The sequence below is a fragment of the Streptomyces sp. NPDC100445 genome, assembly GCF_044759735.1.
Taxonomy (GTDB): domain Bacteria; phylum Actinomycetota; class Actinomycetes; order Streptomycetales; family Streptomycetaceae; genus Streptomyces.
Genome location: NZ_JBIVZV010000001.1, coordinates 819,573 through 840,644, shown reverse-complemented (window position 1 = coordinate 840,644; position 21,072 = coordinate 819,573). Strand labels below are relative to the sequence as shown.

Annotated in this window: 16 protein-coding genes; 2 read left to right on the top strand and 14 right to left on the bottom strand. The window is 73.3% G+C overall.

Annotated elements, in window-relative coordinates; all coding sequences use genetic code 11:
- Nucleotide 1 precedes the first annotated feature (1 nt).
- From ACIQVT_RS03730 to ACIQVT_RS03685, 10 genes are all read right to left on the bottom strand, one after another.
- A complete protein-coding gene (locus ACIQVT_RS03730; RefSeq protein ID WP_403746912.1) occupies nt 2-958 on the bottom strand; it encodes a hypothetical protein in 957 nt (318 codons plus the stop codon).
- Nucleotides 955-1,296, bottom strand: a complete 342-nt coding sequence (locus ACIQVT_RS03725; RefSeq protein WP_037689838.1) for a PadR family transcriptional regulator — start codon at nt 1,294-1,296, stop codon at nt 955-957. The genes ACIQVT_RS03730 and ACIQVT_RS03725 overlap by 4 nt, the downstream gene beginning before the upstream one ends.
- A 767-nt stretch (nt 1,297-2,063) precedes the next feature.
- Complete coding sequence (locus ACIQVT_RS03720) at nt 2,064-2,687, bottom strand: 2'-5' RNA ligase family protein (protein ID WP_403746910.1); 624 nt, start codon at nt 2,685-2,687, stop codon at nt 2,064-2,066.
- Between the two features lie 14 nt (nt 2,688-2,701).
- Nucleotides 2,702-3,595, bottom strand: a complete 894-nt coding sequence (locus ACIQVT_RS03715) for an XRE family transcriptional regulator (RefSeq protein WP_403746908.1) — start codon at nt 3,593-3,595, stop codon at nt 2,702-2,704.
- A 404-nt stretch (nt 3,596-3,999) separates the two neighbouring features.
- On the bottom strand, nt 4,000-5,226 hold the full coding sequence (locus ACIQVT_RS03710; RefSeq protein ID WP_403746906.1) for a cytochrome P450: 1,227 nt from the start codon (nt 5,224-5,226) through the stop codon (nt 4,000-4,002).
- A 46-nt stretch (nt 5,227-5,272) separates the two neighbouring features.
- A complete protein-coding gene (locus tag ACIQVT_RS03705) occupies nt 5,273-6,484 on the bottom strand; it encodes a cytochrome P450 (RefSeq protein WP_403746904.1) in 1,212 nt (403 codons plus the stop codon).
- A complete protein-coding gene (locus tag ACIQVT_RS03700) occupies nt 6,481-7,107 on the bottom strand; it encodes a GTP-binding protein (protein ID WP_403746900.1) in 627 nt (208 codons plus the stop codon). Before ACIQVT_RS03700 ends, ACIQVT_RS03705 begins: the two co-directional genes overlap by 4 nt.
- Nucleotides 7,088-7,435 carry a DUF742 domain-containing protein gene (locus tag ACIQVT_RS03695; protein ID WP_403746898.1) on the bottom strand — a complete coding sequence of 116 codons (348 nt, stop codon included), beginning with the start codon at nt 7,433-7,435 and terminating at the stop codon, nt 7,088-7,090. The genes ACIQVT_RS03700 and ACIQVT_RS03695 overlap by 20 nt, the downstream gene beginning before the upstream one ends.
- A gap of 11 nt (nt 7,436-7,446) precedes the next feature.
- Nucleotides 7,447-7,854: a roadblock/LC7 domain-containing protein gene (locus tag ACIQVT_RS03690; RefSeq protein ID WP_403746896.1), complete on the bottom strand. Its 408-nt coding sequence runs from the start codon at nt 7,852-7,854 to the stop codon at nt 7,447-7,449.
- On the bottom strand, nt 7,851-9,512 hold the full coding sequence (locus ACIQVT_RS03685; RefSeq protein ID WP_403746895.1) for an ATP-binding protein: 1,662 nt from the start codon (nt 9,510-9,512) through the stop codon (nt 7,851-7,853). Before ACIQVT_RS03685 ends, ACIQVT_RS03690 begins: the two co-directional genes overlap by 4 nt.
- 492 nt (nt 9,513-10,004) lie before the next feature.
- Between ACIQVT_RS03685 and ACIQVT_RS03680 the strand changes: the two genes are divergently transcribed.
- Together ACIQVT_RS03680 and ACIQVT_RS03675 are read left to right on the top strand one after the other, a co-directional pair.
- Nucleotides 10,005-10,943, top strand: coding sequence for a hypothetical protein (locus ACIQVT_RS03680; protein WP_403746893.1), 939 nt, complete (start codon nt 10,005-10,007; stop codon nt 10,941-10,943).
- A 1,338-nt stretch (nt 10,944-12,281) separates the two neighbouring features.
- Nucleotides 12,282-15,656 (top strand): pyruvate carboxylase, encoded by a 3,375-nt coding sequence (locus ACIQVT_RS03675; protein ID WP_403746890.1) that lies wholly within the window; start codon nt 12,282-12,284, stop codon nt 15,654-15,656.
- Between the two features lie 69 nt (nt 15,657-15,725).
- Here ACIQVT_RS03675 and ACIQVT_RS03670 read toward each other — a convergent pair whose 3' ends face one another.
- From ACIQVT_RS03670 to ACIQVT_RS03655, 4 genes are all read right to left on the bottom strand, one after another.
- Nucleotides 15,726-16,706: a hypothetical protein gene (locus ACIQVT_RS03670; protein ID WP_403746888.1), complete on the bottom strand. Its 981-nt coding sequence runs from the start codon at nt 16,704-16,706 to the stop codon at nt 15,726-15,728.
- A gap of 159 nt (nt 16,707-16,865) precedes the next feature.
- Nucleotides 16,866-17,321: a hypothetical protein gene (locus tag ACIQVT_RS03665; RefSeq protein ID WP_403746885.1), complete on the bottom strand. Its 456-nt coding sequence runs from the start codon at nt 17,319-17,321 to the stop codon at nt 16,866-16,868.
- A 205-nt stretch (nt 17,322-17,526) separates the two neighbouring features.
- The gene (locus tag ACIQVT_RS03660) at nt 17,527-18,771 is read right to left on the bottom strand and encodes a chitinase (protein ID WP_403746883.1); all 1,245 of its coding nucleotides are present in this window, start codon (nt 18,769-18,771) and stop codon (nt 17,527-17,529) included.
- A gap of 120 nt (nt 18,772-18,891) precedes the next feature.
- Nucleotides 18,892-21,063, bottom strand: coding sequence for a TIM-barrel domain-containing protein (locus ACIQVT_RS03655; RefSeq protein ID WP_403747886.1), 2,172 nt, complete (start codon nt 21,061-21,063; stop codon nt 18,892-18,894).
- Between the last annotated feature and the right edge of the window lie 9 nt (nt 21,064-21,072).

Below are 21,072 nucleotides of genomic sequence, written 5' to 3'. Positions count from 1 at the left end.
CCTATTCGGCGAGTGCCTGCCTCTGTCGGCGCTGGGCGGCGATCACCAGGGCGGGGAGGGGTGCGATCAGCAGGACGAGGACGACCAGGTCCGGAAAGGACTGCATGAACGCGTCCGGACGGACGACGATCGCCTGCGTGCGGACGATCGCGAACGCCGCGACGGGTATCAGCCACCGGTGGTCGCCGGTGGCGGCCGTCGCCACCCACGCGGCGATCAGCGCGGCGACTTCCAGGACGAACAGACCGCGCTGGAAAGCCGGACTGACGGAGGTGATGTGCAGGCCCCCGGCCACGAACATGGCGAGCACGACGGGGGCCAGCCAGCGGTACGAGCGGCGTCGCGGACGGCTGGGACGGCAGAGCGCCAACACGGCGCACGCGGCGCACAGTGCCCCCGACAGCACCAGGTCACGGGCCGTTATCGGGGCGCCGAGACCGTAGTAGCCCAGACCCGCCTTGCCCTCGTCGCCGAAGAGGGCGCGGCCGTGGGACGTGGCGCCGGCCCACATCATGACTGCCGCGGCCGGCAACGCGATCCACGGTCTGCCGCGCAGCAGGGCGATCAGGCAGCCCAGCGGGAGCAGCCCGTAGGGCAGCAGCCGTATCCGCGTGGGACCTTCGGCCCACGGGTACCAGCCGGAGAAGTGGAAGGCGATGGCGTGCTGTCCGGGGTCGATGTGCAGTGCCCAGTGCCACACATCCTGCAAGTACGGAACCAGTGCCAGCGCGGCGAGGGCCAGGGCGGCCAGATGGATGCCGTCCAGCCACCACGGCCGGGCCGTGTCGTCGACGACGGCACGGGCGCGGGCCTGCACCCCGGCGCGCACCAGGGCGGCGACTTCCCGCGGCGGGGGCCAGGAGCGGCCGGGATACGCCTCGGACAGACAGGCCAGCACCTCCTCTCCCTGCCGGGAACGGTAGGACTCGGGATAGACCGCAAGCAGCAGACGATTCATGCCGGGGCCGCTCCGGCGTCCCGCGAGCGTCCGATGACGACGGCCGCCGCCTGCTGCATCCGCAGCGCCTCCCGGCCGAGTGCCTCGGTGCCGTCCTCGGTGAGCCGGTAGTAGCGCCGCGCCCGCCCGTCCACGATCTCCTCATGGCCGGCGGCCACCAGCCCGGCCCGCTCCATCCGCTCCAACGCGCCGTAGAGAGTGCCGACAGCGATCCGCAGCCTCCCGTCGGTGGCCTGCTCGGCAGCCTTGATGATGCCGTAACCGTGCAACGGACCATCCATGAGTGCAGCGAGGATGAAGTACTGCGGTTCCGTCAAGGGCGGATTCTGTCTGGTCATGCACCGAGCATATATCGAGCTACGAAATATATCTGCCAGTCCTGGGTGATCAGCGGCAGCACCTCCAGGCCCGCGGCGAGCGTCAGCCTCTCCCGGCCGACGAGCGCGACGACGATCTCCTCGACGCACCCGCGCGGCGTCGACGGACGCTCACCGCGACCTGGTCCGGGCCGAACAGACCGTCATTCCCACGGTGTCCGCCGGACCTGTCTAGGCTCCGTTGAATCCTCCTAGCAGGAACTGGCCGATGCCGCCTGCGTCTCACTGGGCACATCCGCAAGATCGAGCGTGGCAGGAAGGCGTACGGACGGCCCCCTCCGAACGGTCGCCGATACACTCGGAGTTGATCCGGTCCGTCTGCGCCACGACCGGGGCCCCGCAGACCCGCAGGCGCGGGACGCCGTCCCGGGCTTTCTCGGCGGCGATCGTCGCCTATGACCGCGCTCGGCGCCCCCGGGCGACCCGAACGCCCTGGTCTGCCGGAAGGACGACACACCGCAGCCCAGCGACAGGGGCTCACCGACTGCACCGAAGGCCCTCGGATTCGACCCGCAACGCCGTCAGTACGCCTGAACAGTTACATGACCCCCGCCGTCTCTGCGGGGCCGAGCTCTGGCATATCCGGGCCCGTGCCCATCGCCTCACCGGAGCTCTTGTGATCCGGCGCCGCCCGGAGGCGGTGACGTGCCGTCCTTGCGCTGGCAGGTGCAAGAAGCGGCGTGGGCCCCTGCCGTTCCTGCGGGGCGGCAGGGGCCCCAAGTGCCCACCTACCCCAAGGGCACGGTTGCGAGGGAATCCCACTCGTACATCTGGTTGTCGCGGTGGATCACGATGAGCTCCGCGCTGGAGATCCGGGCGTAGGCCGGAGTGAGGTCCAGACCGCTCAGCGCTCGGGTGATCGGCTCGGTGGGGCCGTCGTTCGCGCTGTAGGCGACGGAGACGTGCGGTGTGAAGCCGTCAGTGTTCTCCGGCACCTCGTCGAGAACATCACCGATGGCGCTGCGGATCGCGCTGCGGACGGCATGTACGGGACCGTCGGGGTGGACGTGCATCAAAATGGCTTCGGGGTCAGGGACGTGAGGGCCGATCTGGACGTCGAAGGCGGGTACGGAGGCGAGCCTGAGCTTGGCCGCGTCGACGATGGCGTGGACGTCCTGCTCCTGCACTTCACCGACGAAACCGATGCCCTGCATGGTCAGGTGCAGCCACTGGTCCGGGATGGGCGTCAGAGCGTCGCCGAGGGGAGCGAGCGCGTCCCGGTACTGGGCGGCGAGACGGTGCACGTCCTCCTGCCCCTCGAAGGTCAGATGCCAGGTGTAGAAGCGGCGGCCCACACTCCAGCCGGGTCGCCACCACCAGTGGTTGCGCATGCTGTCGAACGGAGTCCTCATAGCTCTCGATCCAATCAGTGGGACCCGCTCCCTGGCGAGAGCGCGAGCTGACGAGGCGCCGAGTCCACACAGAAACTCTCGATGGCCGCGCGTAGTCCGGTCGCCGCAGTGCCGGTGCAGTCGTGCCACCGGCCCATATCCGAAAGCAGTTCGCTGAGACGGCGCGTGACGGGGGCCAGGCGGTGATCCGGCGGGAGGGCGAGGACCGGCGCGAGGGCTTCGAGCGCGCCCGCCGCCTCGCCCGTCGCGAGATGTGCTGCCGCCTGGACGATACGGATCTGCGCCTCGGTGCCGTATGCCCGGATCCGTTGCATGGAGAGCATTGACAGAGCATTGTCCGCGGCGTGCAGGGCATCGGCCGGGCGGCCCACCCGCAGCCGCACCGCCGCGGCGTAGTTCTCCTGGCGGGCGGGCTGACAGGCGAAGATGCCCCCCACCTCGTCGTGGCCCGTCTCAGCCTCCCGAGCGTCCACGGCGCGGGTGAGCGCTCCCATCGCTTCACCGGCGGCGCCGAGTTCCGACCAAGCATCGGCCTCCTGGCAGGCCAGCAGGACAGCGACGGAACCTGTTGTTCGGTAGGCGGTCCCGCGGCGGGCGAAGTTGATGGCCTCGCGCAGCCTGCCGTCCCAGAACGCCACCTTCGACCGCGTTGCAAGCACCCAGGCACGCAGGTCGTTGTGACCGGACAATTCCGCGCAGAGCCATGCGGTGCGGCCCTGGGTGTCGGCATCCCGTGGCTGTCCGAGATCGGAGGACATCCAGGCGAGCAACCCGCACAGGTAGCCGGCCGCGACGTAGAGGTCAGCGGACTGGCGGGGAAACTGGTGGCCTTCCAGCAGGAGAGCGAGACGGCAGGCACACCCGGACAGCCGAAGAGCATCGCCCGGCTGCCGTAGCCGATGGCGCACCACCAAGAACCCCGGCCGCTGCTCCCCTGCCCGGCGTCTCGTGGCGCAAGCTGTGGCAGATCGTCGACCGGTGCTGCCGCGAAAGGGACACCGAGACGGAGAAGGCCAAGTGGATCACCGCCCAGGCCTGTGCCGATGCTCACCGATGAGCAGATCGCGCCCAAGCCGACCGCCTGTCCCCACTACGCGGACCGACGCCCGACCACCCTCACTCTCGCGAAGGTCAAGTGGTCGAGACGCCGGGCTCCCGGCCCACGGAAAGGAGGGGAGCATGACGCCGGTCGTAGCCGCGGCCAGGTAGCGCCTGAGCGGCCCCGCTCGTCCGCTCGCCCGTGACGGACGGCGGGGCCTCGCAGTGTCACCAGCTGGAGCGCGCTCGGGAGGCGAGCGCGCTCCGCGCCGGGTTACGGGTTGAGGCGTACGGGGAGTTCGAAGAGGTCGTTCTGGGTGACCACCGGCTTGTTGCGCAGGTCCGTCGCGGGTACCGCCAGGTCCAGGTCGGGGAAGCGGGCGTAGAGGGCCGGCAGGGCGACCGCGGCCTCCAGGCGGGACAGCGCGGCGCCCGGACAGACGTGCGGGCCGTGCCCGAAGGAGATGTGACGGGCCGGTGACTCGCGGGTGATGTCGAACTCCCCGGCGGTCGGCCCGTGCGCCCGCTCGTCCCGGCCGATCGCGCCGTACGACACGATGAGCGCGTCCCCGGCCGGGATGACCCGGTCGCCGACCGGTACGTCCTCCGTGGCGAACCGGATCAGGACGTGCGAGGTAGGGGTGGCGTGGCGCAGGGTCTCCTCGATCACCGCCGGCCAGCCGACCCCGCCGGACAGCACCAGGGCCCGCTGCTCGGGGTGGGTGGAGAGGGCGACGACGGCGTTGACGATCAGCGAGATGGTCGTCTCGTGGCCCGCCGCCACCATCAGCTGGAGGGTGGAGACGATCTCCTCGTCGGTGAGGCGGTCACCGTCCTCGGAGGCGAGGATCAGCGCGCTGGTCAGGTCGTCACCCGGCTCGGCCCGCTTCGCCGCGACCGTCTCCGCCATGATCCCGGCCAGCTCGGTGAGGGTCGCCACGACCTCCTGCGGCGGGGTCTGCGTGGAGAAGAACTTCTCGAACAACACCTTCAGCCGGGGCAGCCGGGCCTCCTCGATGCCCATGAGGTCGGCGACGACGTACATGGGCAGCGGGTAGGCGAACGCCGCCTTCAGGTCGACGGTCGAGCCGTCCGTGGGCAGCGCGTCCAGCAGGCCCTCGGTCAGCTTCTCGATCCGCCCGCGCATGTGCTCGACCCGGCGCGGGGTGAGCGCCTGCGCGACCAGGGTGCGCAGGCGGCGGTGGTCGGCGCCGTCCACCGTGAGCATGGAGCGGCCCGGGTTGGCCAGGCCGATCAGCGGCCAGTCCGGGGGGATCTCGCCCCGCTGCCAGGCCCCCCACACGTTGATGTCCTTCACCAGCCGCGCGTCGGTGAGCAGCGCCTTCGCCTCGGCGTGGTGGGTGACGGCCCACACCGGGACGCCGCCGGGAAGTTCGACGGCGGCCAGCGGGCCGGCCGCGCGCAGCGCCGCGCTCTCGGCGTCCAGGTCGCCCACGAAGGGGTCGAGGGCGATACGGGGTGCTTCGGTACCGGTCGTCATCGTGACGTGCCTCCCAGGGCGGGGTCGGGGTACAGCGCCCGTCCGCTCACAGGGCGGGTACGGGCGTGAACCGGACGGGCAGCCGGGTCAGGCCGCCGAGCCAGGGCGAGGGCCGGCGGGTGAGGGACTCGGCGGGCACCGCCAGGTCGATGTCGGGCAGCCGGTCCAGGACCACCTCGATGCCGGTCCGCGCGATCACCTCGGCGACCTCCTGCGCGGGGAACGGGCAGCGGTGCTCACCATGGCCGAAGGAGAAGTGGGCGTTGTTGCCGCCGGTCAGCGCGGAGGCGTCGGTGCGCACCAGCGGATCGGAGTTGGCGCCCTGGAGGCCGAGGAGCAGCAGGTCGCCGGCGCGGATCCGCCGGCCGCCGAGGTGTGTGTCCCGGGCGGCCCAGCGGCCCGCCACGTTCTGGGTGGGCGTGTCCTCCCACAGCACCTCGTTCATCGCCTCGGCGACGCTGTGCCGGCCGCCGAACAGCGAGGCGGCGAACCGGTCGTCGGTCAGCATCAGCCGCAGCGAGTTCCCGATCCAGTCGGCCGTCGGCTGATGGCCGGCCGCCATCATCACCATCAGGTCCTGCGCGATCTCCTCGCCGCTGAACCCGCTGCCGTCGGCGAGCATCCGGGAGACCACGTCGTCGGCGGGTTCCTTCGTCCGGTCCGCGAGCAACCGGCCCATGGAATCGGCCAGATGGGCCTGTCCGGCCAGGGCCCGCTCCCGCCCGTCGATCATGTCGTTCAGGGCGGTGACCAGTCCCGGGCCGTCCTCGTCGGGGAAGCCGTACAGCCGCGCCAGGACACGCACCGGCAGCAGCATCGCGTACTGCGCGATCAGGTCGGCCTCGCCCTCGGCGCACAGCGCGTCGATCAGCTCGTCCGCGAACCGCTCGGCGTGGCGCCGCAGTTCGGACGGGTCGACGGCCTCCAGCGCGTCGCCGACCATCGCCGCCCGCTGCCGGTGCCGTTCACCGACGGTGTAGAGGATCGACGGCTGCTTGCGGCCGATCATCGGCAGCAGCGGCCAGTCCGCGGGGATGTCGTCCCACTGGTTCCACAGGTCCGAGTCCCGGCTGAACAGCACCGGATCTCCGGTGACCTGGTGCAGTTCGCGATAGCCGAGGACCAGCCAGGCCGGTACGTCGCCGTCTAGCAGCACCGGTACGACGGCGCCGTGGTCGCGCCGCATCTCCCGGTACAGACGGGCGGGTTCGGTCTGGAACCGGGGTCCGCTGAGGGGGACGGCGTCGGGGGTGGTCACACGAGCTCCTGTCGGGGCAGGCCGACCCGCGCGGACGGGTCGGCGTACCGGTTCTTCACGTGCTGCACCAGGGTGATCAGCACCTGCTTGCCCGACTCCCGGGAACGGGCGTCGCAGTCGATCAGCGGCACCCGCGGATCAAGGTCGAGGGCCTCGCGGACGTCCGCCCCGGCGTGCACCGGACCGCCGAAGTCGTTGCAGGCCACGATGAACGGCGTGCCGTGGTGCTCCAGCCGGTCGATCGCGTACCAGGAGTCGTCGATGCGGCGCGTGTCGACCAGCACGACCGCGCCGAGCGTGCCGGAGAACAGCCGGTCCCACAGGAACCAGAACCGCTCCTGGCCCGGCGCGCCGAACAGGTACAGCACGTTGCGGGCGTCCAGGCTGATGCGGCCGAAGTCGAAGGCGACCGTGGTGGCGGTCTTGCCGCGCACCTGGCGGATGTCGTCGACCGCCTCACCGGCCTGGGTCATCGTCTCCTCGGTGGTGAGGGGACGTATCTCGCTGACCGAGCGGACCAGCGTGGTCTTGCCGACGCCGAATCCGCCCACGACCACGATTTTGAAACCCTGGTCGGCGGAGGCACCCAGCGGGGCGCGGGCGTCAGAGGTTGCGGAGTCCAACGAGCACCTGTTCCAGGATGTCGGGGTCGGTGATGGCCGGCCGGTGCGGATGACGGGCGCTGACGCGGCCCGCCGCGAGCAGGTCGCAGAGCAGCACCCGGGTGATGCTCACGGGCAGGCGCAGTTCGGCGGCGATCTCCACCACCGCCGTGGGGGACCGGGTCAGTTCGAGGATCGCCACGTGCTCCGACTGCATCCCGGCCACCGGGCCCGATTCGGCCACCACGAGGGTGACCAGGTCGAACGGTGTGTCGGGGCCGGTCCCGCTGCGTCCCTGGGTGAGGGTGTACAGCCGGTCGGGGGCGTCGTCCCGGCCCGGCCGGTTCATGCCCGGACGGCTCATGAGGTACGGGGCGGAGCGGTCAGGTAGGCGCCGAGCTGCTCGACCAGTTCGCTCATGTTGTGGCCGACGACACCGGCGTCCGCGTCCTCCGTGGCGATCACGGCCAGATGGGCGCCCGCGCCCGCCTCCACGATGAACAGCACACCGCCGTAGAACTCCGCCATCGCCGAGCGCACGCCCCCGCTCCCGTCGCCGAACTCCACGGACGCGCCGTGGGAGAGCGATTGGATGCCGGCCGCGATCGCCGCGAGCTGGTCGGCCTGGTCGACGCTCAGCTCGGGCGTCCGGCACAGCTTCAGCCCGTCCCGGGACAGCACGAGCGCGTGCCGGGCACCCGGGGTCCGCTCCAGCAGGCCTTCCAGGAGCCAGGTGAGGTTGTCGTCGGCGGTGGTCGGGCCGGTCATGAGGGGGAGTCGCCTTCCGGGTGCTGGTGCTGGTGCTGGTGCTGGTGCGGGTCTGACGGGGTGGCGGGGGAGCCGTGGTGGGCGGCGCCCCGCGGGGAGTCCGCGGCCCGGTCGTCCGGTGCGGCGGAGTGTGCGGCGCCGGTGGTGTCGCGGTCCTGCGGCGCGGTTCCGGAGCCGTAGTCCCCCGCCGGGCCTCCGTGCGCGGGGCCGGGCCGTGCGGTGCCCGGTGCGGACGGCCGTACCGCCTGGCGGAAGCTGCTGAAGCGGGCGGCGCGGGTCCTGGCCTCGTCGGCGCCCGGTGCGGTGCCGGCCGCGGGGGCGGCGTGCGCGGACCGGGCGCGTTCGGCCTCGGCGAGGGTACGGCCCCGGCGCCGCTTGGGCAGCCCGGTCGGGCCCTCCGGCGGCGGCGCGGCGGACTCGTGGACGGGGGAGGCGTCGACGGCGGCCGGCGCCTGCGCCCGGACGGGTCCGCCGGTGCTCTGGCGCGGGGCCGGTGCGGCCGTCACGGCCGGTGCGGCCGGGGCGGGGCCGGTGAGGATGTCCTGCGGGATGAGCAGCAGGACGCCCGTGCCGCCCCGCGCCGACGGGCGGAACGACACTTTCAAGCCGTGTTTGCGGGCGAGTCGGCCGACCACGGCGAGCCCGAGCCGGGTGCCGGTCAGGCCGCCCAGCTCCGAGACGTCACCGGAGACCGCCCGCTCGGCGCGGCGCAGCTGCACCTCGCCCATCACCAGCCCGCTGTCCTCGACGGAGACGATGGCGCCGGCCGGCACCTCCTCGACGTAGACGTGGACCTCCGCGTTGGGCGGCGAGAAGTTCGCGGCGTTGTCGAGCAGTTCGGCGAGGGCGTGCATCACGCCCTCGGCGGCGTGCCCGGCGACGGCGGCCTCGCTGACCGAGTGCACCCGCACCCGGCGGTACCCGGCGATCCGGCCCATCGCCCCGCGCAGGATGGACTCCATGCCGATCGGCCGGGCCCAACGGCGGCCCGAACGGGCCCCGGTGAGGACGGCGACGGAGTCGGCGAGCCGGCCGGCCTGCGCGGTGCGGTGATCGAGGTGGAGGAGGTCGGCCAGTACGTCCTCGTCGGAGTGGCGTTCCTCCATCGCCCGCAGGTCGGCGAGCGTGGCCGTGGCGAGCGCCTGCATCCGCGCGGCGGCGTTGGAGGTCGCGGAAACCGCGGCGGCCCGCTCCCGGCGGGCACGGTCCAACTCGGCCGACAGCCTCGCGTTCTCCAGGCCGAGCCGGTCCAGCTCCCGCGCGGCCTCCTCCTCGCGGCGTGCCTGCCGGGCCGTGAACGACTCCGTGAACTCGGCTCGCTGCCGGGCCAGTTCGTCGATGAGGCGCTGCTGTTCCCGGCGTGCCTCCTCGGTCGCGCGGGCCTGCTGCTGGAGCAGCCGGCCGATGTCCTGGGTGGCGCCCTCCAGCCTGCGCCGGGTGTCCCGCGCGGTCCGCAGGGCGTGCGCGGCCGTGGCCACCACCGCGCTGAGCACGACCGCCGCCGTGCCGGCGCCCCAGGCGAGCGGCGCGCGCACCGGACCGGGGGCCACCGCCACGGCCGCGCAGACCACGAGCGCCGACAGCACTCCCGTCACGGCGAGGGCGGACACGAACGTGCGGAGGGAAGGTCGTTCGCCGGGATGGGTGGGCGCGGTCATCGGTCCGGTCTGGTCCTCGCGGCAGATGCGGGCAGTGGGGCTGGAAACGTGCGGTCGGGAAGCGTACGGCCGATGTGCGGTGACACCGGTGGTGAACTGGCGGTCACTATACGAGAATTCGTGATCGAAACAGAAAGGTTCCTTGTCTGTTCCGGCAACTGGGCTGTCACAACGGTGTCTTCGCCGGGAACGGGACGGTTCGCACGGTTTCCGGCCGCCCGCCCGGGGTCCGCTCCCTGCGGCCCTTGACGCCCCTCCCGCCGCTCGCTGGACTGTCGGTGGCCGCATCCCGGGGGACACGGGGTAGACGAGCCGGGAGGGGCCGGCCCGGCTCGGGAGCCGTCGGCCGGGGGAGCTTCGTACGTCTATACGATGGCGCCTGAAAACGGACGCAGGACGGACAAACGCCTCGCCCCGCCGGACCACCGGGAGCGAGGTGAAAGGGGCGATGGAGATGACGGGGGAAGCGAAGGCGATGGGCTGCCGTGCCTCATGACCACTGAACCGCGCGCCGGCCGGTACCGTTCCCGCCTCGTGCGGCTCGCCCGGTTCACGGGGCGCACCCTGCGCGGCGAGTGGCGGGCCATCGTCGTCGATCCCGTACGGCGGTTCGCGCGGCGCGGACTGTCCGGGCTGCTGCTGGCGTTCGTCGCCGCGTTCGGCGTCGTCTTCTTCCACGACATCGCCCAGCACCCCACCGGAGCGGTGTGGGTGCGGCGCCTCGGCGGTGTCCAGGCCGACCTGCCGCTGTGGCTGTCCCTGCTGCGCACCCCCGTGTCGCTGTACGTCCCCGCCCTCGACCTGCCGGTGTGGGCGGGCATCACCCAGCTCTTCCTCGCCTTCGCCTGGGCCGAGCTGACCCTCGGCCGGGCCCGGACGCTGGCGATCGCCTACGCCACCACCCTGGCCGGTACCCTCACCGCCCGCCTGATGATCGCGCTGGGTCCCGGCTGGTGGGGGTTCGGGCTGCCGCCCGAGGCCGGGCACATCCTCGACACCGGGCCCTCGGCGGCCGTCGTCGGCCTGTTCACCTATCTCGCGGTGATCCGGCGGGCGCCGGTGGTGTTCACCATGACCGGCGGCTCGATGGTGTGGGAGTCCGTCGCCGTGCCCAACCTGGCCGGCCGCGAGCACCTGGTCGCGGTGGCCGGCGCGATCGTCCTCGGGCTCCTGCACGGACGAGGCGCCCGGCTCCGCGCCGCCGCACGGTCCTGGCTGTCGGCGCGGTGGCCCACCCGCCCGGCACCCCGGATTTCGACGGTCCCGGCTGCCGTCCCGCGCCCCACCGCGCCCCCTACGGCCGGCCCCGTCGCCCACCCGCGCCCCGGTCCCGCGCCGACCCGCACCGTGCCGTCCCCCACACCCTCGCCCGCCACCGCGGACCGCCCCGGCAGCCGGCCGAGGGTCCCGGCGCGGTCCCTCGACCGGTAGGCCGTCCACCGGCCGCCGCGCGGCCGTACCTGTGCCCGGGAAGGCCGGCCGACTTCCGGCCCCGCGCCGCCGGGCCGACTTCCGGCCCCGCGCCGCCGGCCCGACTTCCGGCCCCGCGCCGCCGGCCCGACTTCCGGCCCCGCGCCGCCGGCCCGACTTCCGGCCCCGCGCCGCCGGCCCGTGACCCGGCCGGAGGTCCCGGCGCGGTCCCGGGATCAGGAAGCGCCCATGGACGCCGCGTCCGACGCGGGCGGTCGGGCGCCGTCGAGTCCGACGGCCCGGATGCCGTAGTCGGACCGGCCGCCGGACCGGCCGCCGGAGCGGGGCGGGGCGGCAGCCTCGCACAGCGTCAGGAACCGCCCGCCCAGGGGCGCCGCCGCACCGCGCCCGGTAGGGCCGTCCACCGTCTGCCGCCCCACCGCGGCCCGGCTCCCGGCGCCCGGCCTCGCGCCGGCCTCCGCCCGCCACCGCCGACCGCCCTCGCACGGGCCGAAAGTTCCGGCGTGGTACCTGGACAGATGCGGCCGATTGCCGCCACCGGGTGACCAGCTCTCTGCCTCCGTACGGGTCGTAACTGACCGCGAGGGACCCCCGGCCGCCGCCCCCCACACACCGCGCGCCCGGACCCGGCGGACGCCCGGGCCCAGCCCCGCGCGGACCCGCGCCGGTCTCCGCCGACCGCCCTGGACCGGCCGGGGGTTCCGGCGCGGTTCCTGAACCGGCGCGGCCGGCTGCCGCGTCACCGCGGTGGCCGGTTCCCGGCCTCGGTCCGGTCGTAGCTGTCCGCGAGGGGCCCCCGGCCGCCGCCTCCGACACCCCGCGCGCGCAGGCCCGGCGGACGTCCGGGCCCGGCCCCGCGCCGGCCTCCGCCTACCACCGCCGACCGCCCCGGGACCGGCCGAAGGTTCCGGCGCGGTTCCTGATGCTCTCGGCCTCGGTCGGGTCGTAGCTGGCCGCGAGGGACCCCCGGCCCCCACACCCCGACGGCCCCGGCCGCCGCACCCCGACACCCCGCGTGCCCCGGCCCGGCGGACGTCCGGGTTCCGCCACCCCTGCCGACCCGCGCCCTGCCCGTCCCCGCCGACCGCCCCGGGACCCCGCGCCCGGCAGGGTGGGTCGTCGGCTGCCGTGCCGGGGCGTGGGCTGCTGTACTGGTGACGTGGTGACCGCCCTCCGTCGGGTCGGGCCGGCGCTCGCGTGTGGCGTCGCCCACCCCGCCGGTGTGACGGTTTTCGCACCTCGACCCGCGCGGTCACCCCCTAGGGTGGCCGCGAGATACGGCAGGCGTGGCCGACACCAGGGTGTTCGTCGCCGGCAGGCAGCTGAAGGGAATCCAGGATGTTCCGAAAGGTGCTGGTCGCCAACCGTGGAGAGATCGCCATCCGCGCGTTCCGGGCGGGCTACGAACTGGGCGCGCGTACCGTCGCCGTCTTCCCGCACGAGGACCGCAACTCGCTGCACCGGCTGAAGGCCGACGAGGCGTACGAGATCGGGCAGCCCGGACACCCCGTACGGGCCTACCTGTCCGTGGCGGAGATCGTGGCCGCCGCCCGACGGGCCGGCGCCGACGCCGTCTACCCGGGATACGGCTTCCTGTCGGAGAACCCCGAACTGGCCCGCGCCTGCGCCGAGGCGGGCATCACCTTCGTCGGCCCGGACGCGGCCACGCTGGAGCTGACCGGCAACAAGGCCCGCGCGGTCGCCGCCGCCCGCGCCGCCGGAGTGCCCGTGCTCGGCTCCTCCGCGCCCTCCAACGACGTGGACGAACTGGTGCGCGCCGCCGACGACATCGGCTTCCCCCTCTTCGTCAAGGCGGTCGCGGGCGGCGGCGGACGCGGCATGCGCCGCGTCGCGGACCCGGCCCAGCTGCGCGAGTCCATCGAGGCCGCCTCCCGCGAGGCCGCCTCCGCGTTCGGCGACCCGACGGTCTTCCTGGAGAAGGCCGTCGTGGACCCGCGCCACATCGAGGTGCAGATCCTCGCCGACGGCGCGGGCGACGTCATCCACCTGTACGAGCGGGACTGCTCGGTGCAGCGCCGCCACCAGAAGGTCATCGAGCTGGCGCCCGCCCCCAACCTGGACCCGGCCCTGCGCGACCGGATCTGCGCCGACGCGGTCCGCTTCGCCCGCGAGATCGGGTACCGCAACGCCGGCACCGTGGAGTTCCTCCTCGACCGCGACGGCAACCACGTCTTCATCGAGATGAACCCGCGCATCCAGGTCGAGCACACCGTGACCGAGGAGGTCACCGACGTCGACCTGGTCCAGGCCCAGCTCCGGATCGCCTCCGGCGAGACCCTCGCCGACCTCGGCCTGTCCCAGGACACGGTCACCCTGCGCGGCGCCGCCCTCCAGTGCCGCATCACCACCGAGGACCCCGCCAACGGCTTCCGGCCGGACACCGGCCGGATCAGCGCCTACCGCTCGCCCGGCGGCTCGGGCATCCGGCTCGACGGCGGCACCACCCACGCCGGTACGGAGATCAGCGCGCACTTCGACTCGATGCTGGTCAAGCTGACCTGCCGGGGCCGGGACTTCCAGGCCGCGATCGGCCGGGCCCGGCGCGCGGTCGCCGAGTTCCGCATCCGGGGCGTGGCGACCAACATCCCCTTCCTCCAGGCCGTCCTGGACGACGCCGACTTCCAGGCGGGCCGGGTAACCACCTCCTTCATCGAAGAGCGCCCGCACCTCCTGACGTCCCGTTCCTCCGCCGACCGGGGCACCAAGCTGCTCACGTACCTCGCCGACGTCACCGTCAACAAGCCACACGGCGCCCGGCCCGACGTGCTCGACCCGCTGACCAAGCTGCCGCCGCTGCCCGCCGGCGAACCGCCCGCCGGATCACGGCAGCGGCTGGTGGAACTGGGCCCCGAGGGCTTCGCCCGGCACCTGCGCGATTCGCCGACCATCGGCGTCACCGACACCACCTTCCGCGACGCCCACCAGTCGCTGCTGGCCACCCGGGTGCGCACCAAGGACCTGCTGGCCGTCGCCCCGGCCGTCGCCCGCACCCTGCCCGAGCTGCTCTCCGTGGAGTGCTGGGGCGGCGCCACCTACGACGTCGCGCTGCGCTTCCTCGCCGAGGACCCCTGGGAACGGCTGGCCGCCCTGCGCGAGGCCGTCCCCAACATCTGCCTCCAGATGCTGCTGCGCGGCCGCAACACCGTCGGCTACACCCCGTACCCGACCGAGGTGACGGACGCCTTCGTGCAGGAGGCCGCCGCCACCGGCATCGACATCTTCCGCATCTTCGACGCCCTCAACGACGTCGGCCAGATGCGGCCCGCCATCGAGGCCGTACGGGAGACGGGCACGGCCGTCGCCGAGGTCGCCCTCTGCTACACCGCCGACCTCAGCGACCCGGCCGAGCGGCTCTACACCCTCGACTACTACCTGCGCCTCGCCGAGCAGATCGTGGACGCCGGCGCCCACGTCCTCGCCGTCAAGGACATGGCCGGCCTGTTGCGCGCGCCGGCCGCCGCCAAGCTGGTCTCGGCGCTGCGCCGGGAGTTCGACCTGCCCGTGCACCTGCACACCCACGACACGGCGGGCGGCCAGCTCGCCACCTACCTCGCCGCGATCCAGGCGGGTGCCGACGCGGTGGACGGGGCCGTGGCCTCCATGGCCGGCACGACCTCCCAGCCGTCGCTGTCCGCGATCGTCGCGGCCACGGACCACTCCGAGCGGCCCACCGGCCTGGACCTCCAGGCCGTCGGTGACCTGGAGCCGTACTGGGAGGGCGTCCGCAGGATCTACGCCCCCTTCGAGGCGGGCCTCGCGTCCCCGACCGGCCGCGTCTACCACCACGAGATCCCCGGCGGCCAGCTCTCCAACCTGCGCACCCAGGCCGTCGCGCTCGGGCTCGGCGACCGCTTCGAGGACATCGAGGCGATGTACGCCGCCGCCGACCGGATCCTCGGCCGGCTGGTCAAGGTCACCCCGTCCTCCAAGGTGGTCGGCGACCTGGCCCTGCACCTGGTCGGCGCCGGTGTCTCCCCGGAGGCATTCGAGGACACCCCGGACCGGTTCGACATCCCCGATTCGGTGATCGGCTTCCTCCGCGGCGAGCTGGGCACCCCGCCCGGCGGCTGGCCGGAGCCGTTCCGCACCAAGGCGCTCCAGGGCCGGGCCGCGGCCAGGCCCGTGCCCGAGCTGTCCGCCGAGGACCGCGACGGGCTGGCCAAGGACCGCAGGGCCACCCTCAACCGGCTGCTGTTCCCCGGACCGACCCGCGAGTTCGACACCCACCGGCAGTCCTTCGGCGACACCAGTGTGCTGGACAGCAAGGCGTTCTTCTACGGCCTGCGCCCGGGCAAGGAGTACGCCGTCGACCTGGAGCCCGGCGTCCGGCTGCTGATCGAACTCCAGGCGGTCGGCGAGGCCGACGAGCGCGGGCTGCGGACCGTGATGTCCTCGCTCAACGGCCAGCTGCGGCCCATCCAGGTCCGCGACCGGGCCGCCGCCTCCGACATCCCCGCTACCGAGAAGGCCGACCGCGGTGACCCCGGGCATGTCGCGGCGCCCTTCGCCGGTGTGGTGACCCTCGCGGTCGCCGAGGGCGACGAGGTGGCGGCCGGTGCCACGATCGCCACCATCGAGGCGATGAAGATGGAGGCCACGATCACCGCCCAGAAGGCGGGCCGGGTGTCACGCCTCGCGATCAACCGCATCCAGCAGGTCGAGGGCGGCGACCTCCTCGCCGAACTCGCCTGACCCGGTCGCGGCGCCGTCCCGGCCGGCCACCACCCGGCCGGCCGGGACGGCGCGTGTGCGCGCCGCCCGTCACCGGTGGTCGACGAGGTGGCGCAGGCGGGCGACGAGCAGGTTGGGGTCGCGCCGGGTGACGTACGCGCCGCTCGGCACGTACACGGTCCGGCCGAGCACGGCGACGGCGGTCGGGTTGGAGAGCCCGTCCCGCGCGGTGAGCACGGTCGTGGCGGTGCCGTCCGGCTGGACCAGGACGACCTTGCTGCCGGCGTTCAGCGCGGCCAGCACGCTCCTGCCCTGGCCGGGGAAGGCGAAGTCGTCGATGCCGTCGAGGCCGGTGGCGCGCGTCTCGACCGGGCCCGCGGCGCCGTCCGCGCCGACGGGGAGGCGCAGCAGCGTGCCCCGGTCGGTGTTGGACACCCAGACCGCGCCGCGGTGCACCTTGACGCCGTTGGCGCCGAAACCCGAGGCGGACGGCGTGGAGAGGGGAGCGAGCGCCGTGCCCGTCGCCCAGTTCGTGGCCGTGCCACCGGCCTGCGGGACGCTCCAGACGGTGCCGTGCACCGAGTCGGCCGCGTACAGCACGCCCCGTCGCTCGTCGAGGGCGAGCCCGTTGGGCAGCCCGTCGGCGGGCAGCGCCGCGATGAACTCGGGTGCTCCGCCGGTGGGGGAGAGGCGCCAGATGCCGGTGGCGCCGGTGCCGGTGGCGTAGTCGACGTACAGCGTGCCGTCGTGGGCGCGGGCGATGCCGGTGACGACGGCGCTGTGGACGAGCGGTGTGGCGGGATCCGCCACGGCGGGCAGGGTGGCGAGGACGCGGGTCCGTCCGTCGGGGGTGACGCGGGCGATCTGACCGGCGAGGGCGAGGGTCAGGTCGGCGGAGCCGTCGGGTTCCAGGGCGATGTTCTCGGGCGTCTGCCGGCCGGCCGGGTCGAAGTGGGTGAGGACGCGCGCGGCGGTGACGACCGGGTCGGTGCCGGGTGCGGGCGCCGCGGCGACCACGCCGAGCGCGAGCACGGCCGTGGCGGCAGCGGCCAGGCGGAGGAGCGGGGGCATGTGACCTCTTTTCGGTCGGCGCGCGGGGCGCCGACGTGCGGGGTCACACCACCATGGGGGGACGCGGGCGGCCGGTGGCGGGAGCCGGGGCCGGGACGTCGCCCGCGCGGCCCACCTGCCGGCCCCGGACGCGGCGCGCCCGGGTGACGGCCGGCCGGCTCAGTCCCAGAGCGGGTAGGTCATGACCCGCTGGAAGCCCTCCGGCAGGGCGCCGGTGTAGGTCAGGCTCATCCGGGTGTAGTGCCGGACGCCGGGGTCCTTCTTCCAGGGCTGGGCGCCGTCCAGCCGCACGGTCACCGGGTAGCGGCGGAAGGTGCCGGCCGCGCAGTACGGCTTGCAGTCGTTGAGCAGGTTCACGCCCGCCGCGGTCGCCGCCCGGCCGTTCCACCGCGACCAGTGCATCGCGGTGAGGCGGCTGTTGCCGTCGCCGCAGGCCAGGATGAAGTCGGCGGGGCGCACGGTGCGGTGCCACAGGCAGTCGACGAGGATCGGCCGCGGCGGCGGGGCCGTCCGGTGCGTCGGGGGCGGCGGACTGGCCGAGGCCGTCGTCATCGCCGCTGTCAGCAGGACGCCCGCCGCAAGGGAGACCGTCGTTCCCACCAATGATCCGCGCATGGCCGCTCCCACCCGTCGTGCTGTGTCCGACCGCGTGCCCTCGACGCTACGACCGTCGCGCCGTTTCCACCAGTCCCGCAGGTGGGGACGGGTGCCGGTGGTGTTCCGGCGCTCCGTCCCCAGCGGTCGTACGGACAGTGGCACGAGCGGTCACACGCGGTCACGTCAGGTCACCGTCCGCGAGAGGTCACGGCCGGCCGGGAGCTCAGCAGGCGCCCTCGTCCTGCCAGGCGCCCCACTCCGAGGCGCCGGGCACCTCGTTCTGGGTCCACCACTTGGCCTTCCAGTTGTGCTTGTTGTACGAGACCTCGTTGCCGCTCGTGTAGGCCGTCGTCGCGTTCCAGGCGGTCTTGCACGCGCCCGGGGTGGGTGTCGGGGTGGGCGTGGGCGTCGGGGTGGGCGTGGGCGTCGGGGTGGGGGTGGGGGTGGTGCTCGGCGGGGTGGCGCCCGCGAACTTCACCGAGTACTTGGCGAAGTCCCAGGAGTTCTGGGCCACGCTGGAGCAGGTCCCGGACGTACGGCCGCCGTTGTCGGCCGGGGTGCACTGCCGGTCGCGGTTGAGCGACCAGAACGTGAACCGGTCCATGTTGTGGCTCGTCGCGTAGTCCAGCACCGTCTGGAAGTCGGCCTGGGTGAAGTACTCGCCGGTGTCGCTGCGGCCGTTCATGCCCGAGAAGCCCTCGTGGGCGTAGGCGGTCGCCTGGCTCCAACCGAACGTGGACTGGAGGATGGAGTTGAAGTTGGTGAGCGCGCTGGTCTGGCTCGCCGCGCCGTTGAAGCCGCCGTCGAACGGCATGATGGAGAAGTTGTTCGGGGTGAAGCCCTGGGACTTGGCCTCCAGCAGCATCTGCTTGCCGAACCAGCCGGTGCCGTCCGCGGTGCCGGCCGTGGTCACGGAGACGTACAGTCCCGGGTTGTTCTGCTGGAGGATCTTGGCGGCGCCGATCTCGTTCCTGATCGCCGCGGTGTTCTCGTACTCCGGCTCCTCCAGGTCGAAGTCGATGGCGTGCAGCCCGTACTTGGTGATGACCTGCTGGTAGGCCGCGGCCGTCGAGGCCGGGTCCGCGCAGGCCTGGCCGAGCTTGGTGCCGCCGTAGCCGCCGATGGAGACCGAGACGTCGCCGCCCTTGGCGCGGATGGTGTTGATGACCGACTGCACGGCCGTGTCGGAGGAGACGGACGACGTGCCGCCCCAAGTGGGCGCGCAGCCACCGCCGTTGGGGGCGAGGATGAAGGCGAGCTGGAACGCCTTCAGGCCGGTGGCGTCCATGATGGCGGCCGGGTCCGGCGGTTCGTTGTCCAGCGGCATCAGGTAAGGGGCGGCGGCGTACCAGCGGTTGCTGAGCGCGGTCGTCGCGCCCGAGGCGCTGCCCGCGACCAGTGCGGTGCTGCCGGCGGCGGCGAGCGTGACGGCTGCCGCCGCGCCCAGACATGCCCGAAGACGTCTCATGCGTGCCTCCAGAGGGTGGGGACCCGGGAACGGGGAGCCCCACCCTCCGGGAGTGGTCGCGATCACGTCAATAAGTTGGACTAGACCAACTTGCTCTTTGGACTAGACCATACGATCTCTTTACCTTTCGTCGACCAAGCGGACCGTGAAACCGCGGTCGAGCGGCAGCCGCGCCGTGGTGACGGTCGTGACCCGGCGGTCGGCGTCGTACGACCAGGCGTGGCGGGGCAGTCGGCGGCCGTCGAGCAGGACGCGCACGGGCGCCGTGCCGCCGTGCACGGTGAATCGGTACGACCGGGCGGCCACCTTGCCCGCGTAGTGGCCCCGGCTCGCCCCGACCACCGCGGTGGTGCCCCGGGCGTCCCGGCGCAGCGACACCCGCTGGCGGGCCGCGGAGCCCCGGGCGAAGTCACGGGTGACGCCGTCGTCCTCGTACAGCGTGTAGTGGCTGGTGCCGTGCGCGGCCGGGTAGAGGTCCCAGTCCAGCTCGTGCCGGTCGCGGGTCTGCCAACTCGTCGTCCCCTTCGGCCACATGGGCACGATCGCGCCCTCGCGGACGAACAGCGGAAGGGTGTCCAGCGGCGCGTGGTAGCCGTCGACCGTGGTCGGGCCCCGGTAGGTACGGCCCGACCAGTAGTCGGTCCAGGTGCCCTTCGGCAGGTAGATCCCGTCGCGGGTGTCCGCGTCCCGGTAGACCGGCGCGACCAGGAAGTCCGGTCCGGACAGGAACTCGTACGCCGCACCGGCGCCGAGCGTGCCGGGGTCGTCCGGGTACTCCAGCCACAGCGGGCGCACCGCGCCCACTCCGGTCCGCGCCGCCCCGGCGGACAGGGTGTACATGTACGGCAGCAGCCGCTCCTTCAGCTGGAGGTACCTGCGGTTGACGGAGGTGTACGGCTCGCCGTCGCGCCAGGGCTGCTGGTCGGCGGGCCTGCCGGTGGTGAGGTCGGTGGCCCAGCCGTCCATCGTCATGACGGCCGGCAGGAACGTCTTCCACTGGAGGTCACGGGTGTACATGGCGGCGTCGTGACCGTAGATGCTGCCCACGTCACCGGTGTCGTAGGCGATCCCGGACAGGGTAGCCCCGGCGTACGTCGGGATCTGCCAGCGGATGTAGTCCCAGGAAAGTTTCTGGTCGCCGCTCCACAGCACCCCGCAGCGCTGTGCGCCGGCCCAGGAGACCGGCAGCCACACGAAACCGCGGGCGTCGCTGTTGTCCTCGATCCCCCGCTTCGCCGCGTCGCAGGCGTCCAGCGCGAACCGGTAGCCGTTGCCGACCCACGCCACGTCCAGCTTGGCGACCCGCTGCCCGGCCCGCACCTGCTCGGCCAGCTTCCCGATGCCGTCCTGGGTCCACAGGCCGAGCTGGGCGTGGTGGTCGCGCAGGCCCTTCCCGGTCCGTTCCAGGTCCTCGTAGCCGCAGCCGTACCCGTCGTTGACGAGCATCCAGCCGAGCGGCATGCCGTTGGCGGTGTACCCGTCGGCGGTCCTCAGCGCGTCCAGGGTGTGCCGCTCGCCGCGGTTGGCGTTGTGCAGGTAGCAGTCCGAGTCACCCGGCTCCAGGCCGTACACCGGCGGCATGAAGGGTCTGCCCACCAACGCGGTGTACCGGCCGATGACATGCTTGGCGTCGCCGAGGAAGTAGTAGGCGTCCAGGCGCCGTTCCTGCTGGCCCGTGGTGACCGGCGAGCCGAAGGTGTACACGCCCGGTGCGAAGGTGTTGCGGAAGACGCCGTAGCCCGCACTGGAGAGGTAGAACGGCTGCGAGTTGTTGTAGCCGCCCTCGTTCCAGTCGAAGCTGTTCGCCACGTGGACGGTGCGCCCGCGGTGCGAGAAGCCGCCGTTCTGCTCGCCGCCGCCGAAGAACTGCTCGTCCGCGCCCCGCAGCAGGCTCTGCCGCATCCCGCCGGTCGACCAGCGCAGCGGCTTGTCCTCCTGCCAGATCCGGGTGCGGTCGTCCGGCTCGTACAGCCCGAACCGCAGCGGCTTCTTGTACACGCGCAGCACCGCCTGCGGAGACCGGATGCCGTAGTACGCGCCCGCGTCGAAGGACGAGGTGTGCCACTGCCGAGCCGGCTGCCGGCGCACGATCGCGGTACCGGCCGGGTCGCTCGGCGTGCCCGACGGGTCCGCCCGGAGCCGCAGTTGTCCGTCCACCAGGAAGTCGGCGCGGGCCGTGAGCCGGCCGGCGCCGATGGTGTAGCGGCCGGCGCCGCCCGAGAAGGAGGTGAGGTCACCGGCGTCCTCGGTGGCCGGGAGATAGGCGGTGCCGGTGAAGGAGTTGTCGTGCACGTCGTACGG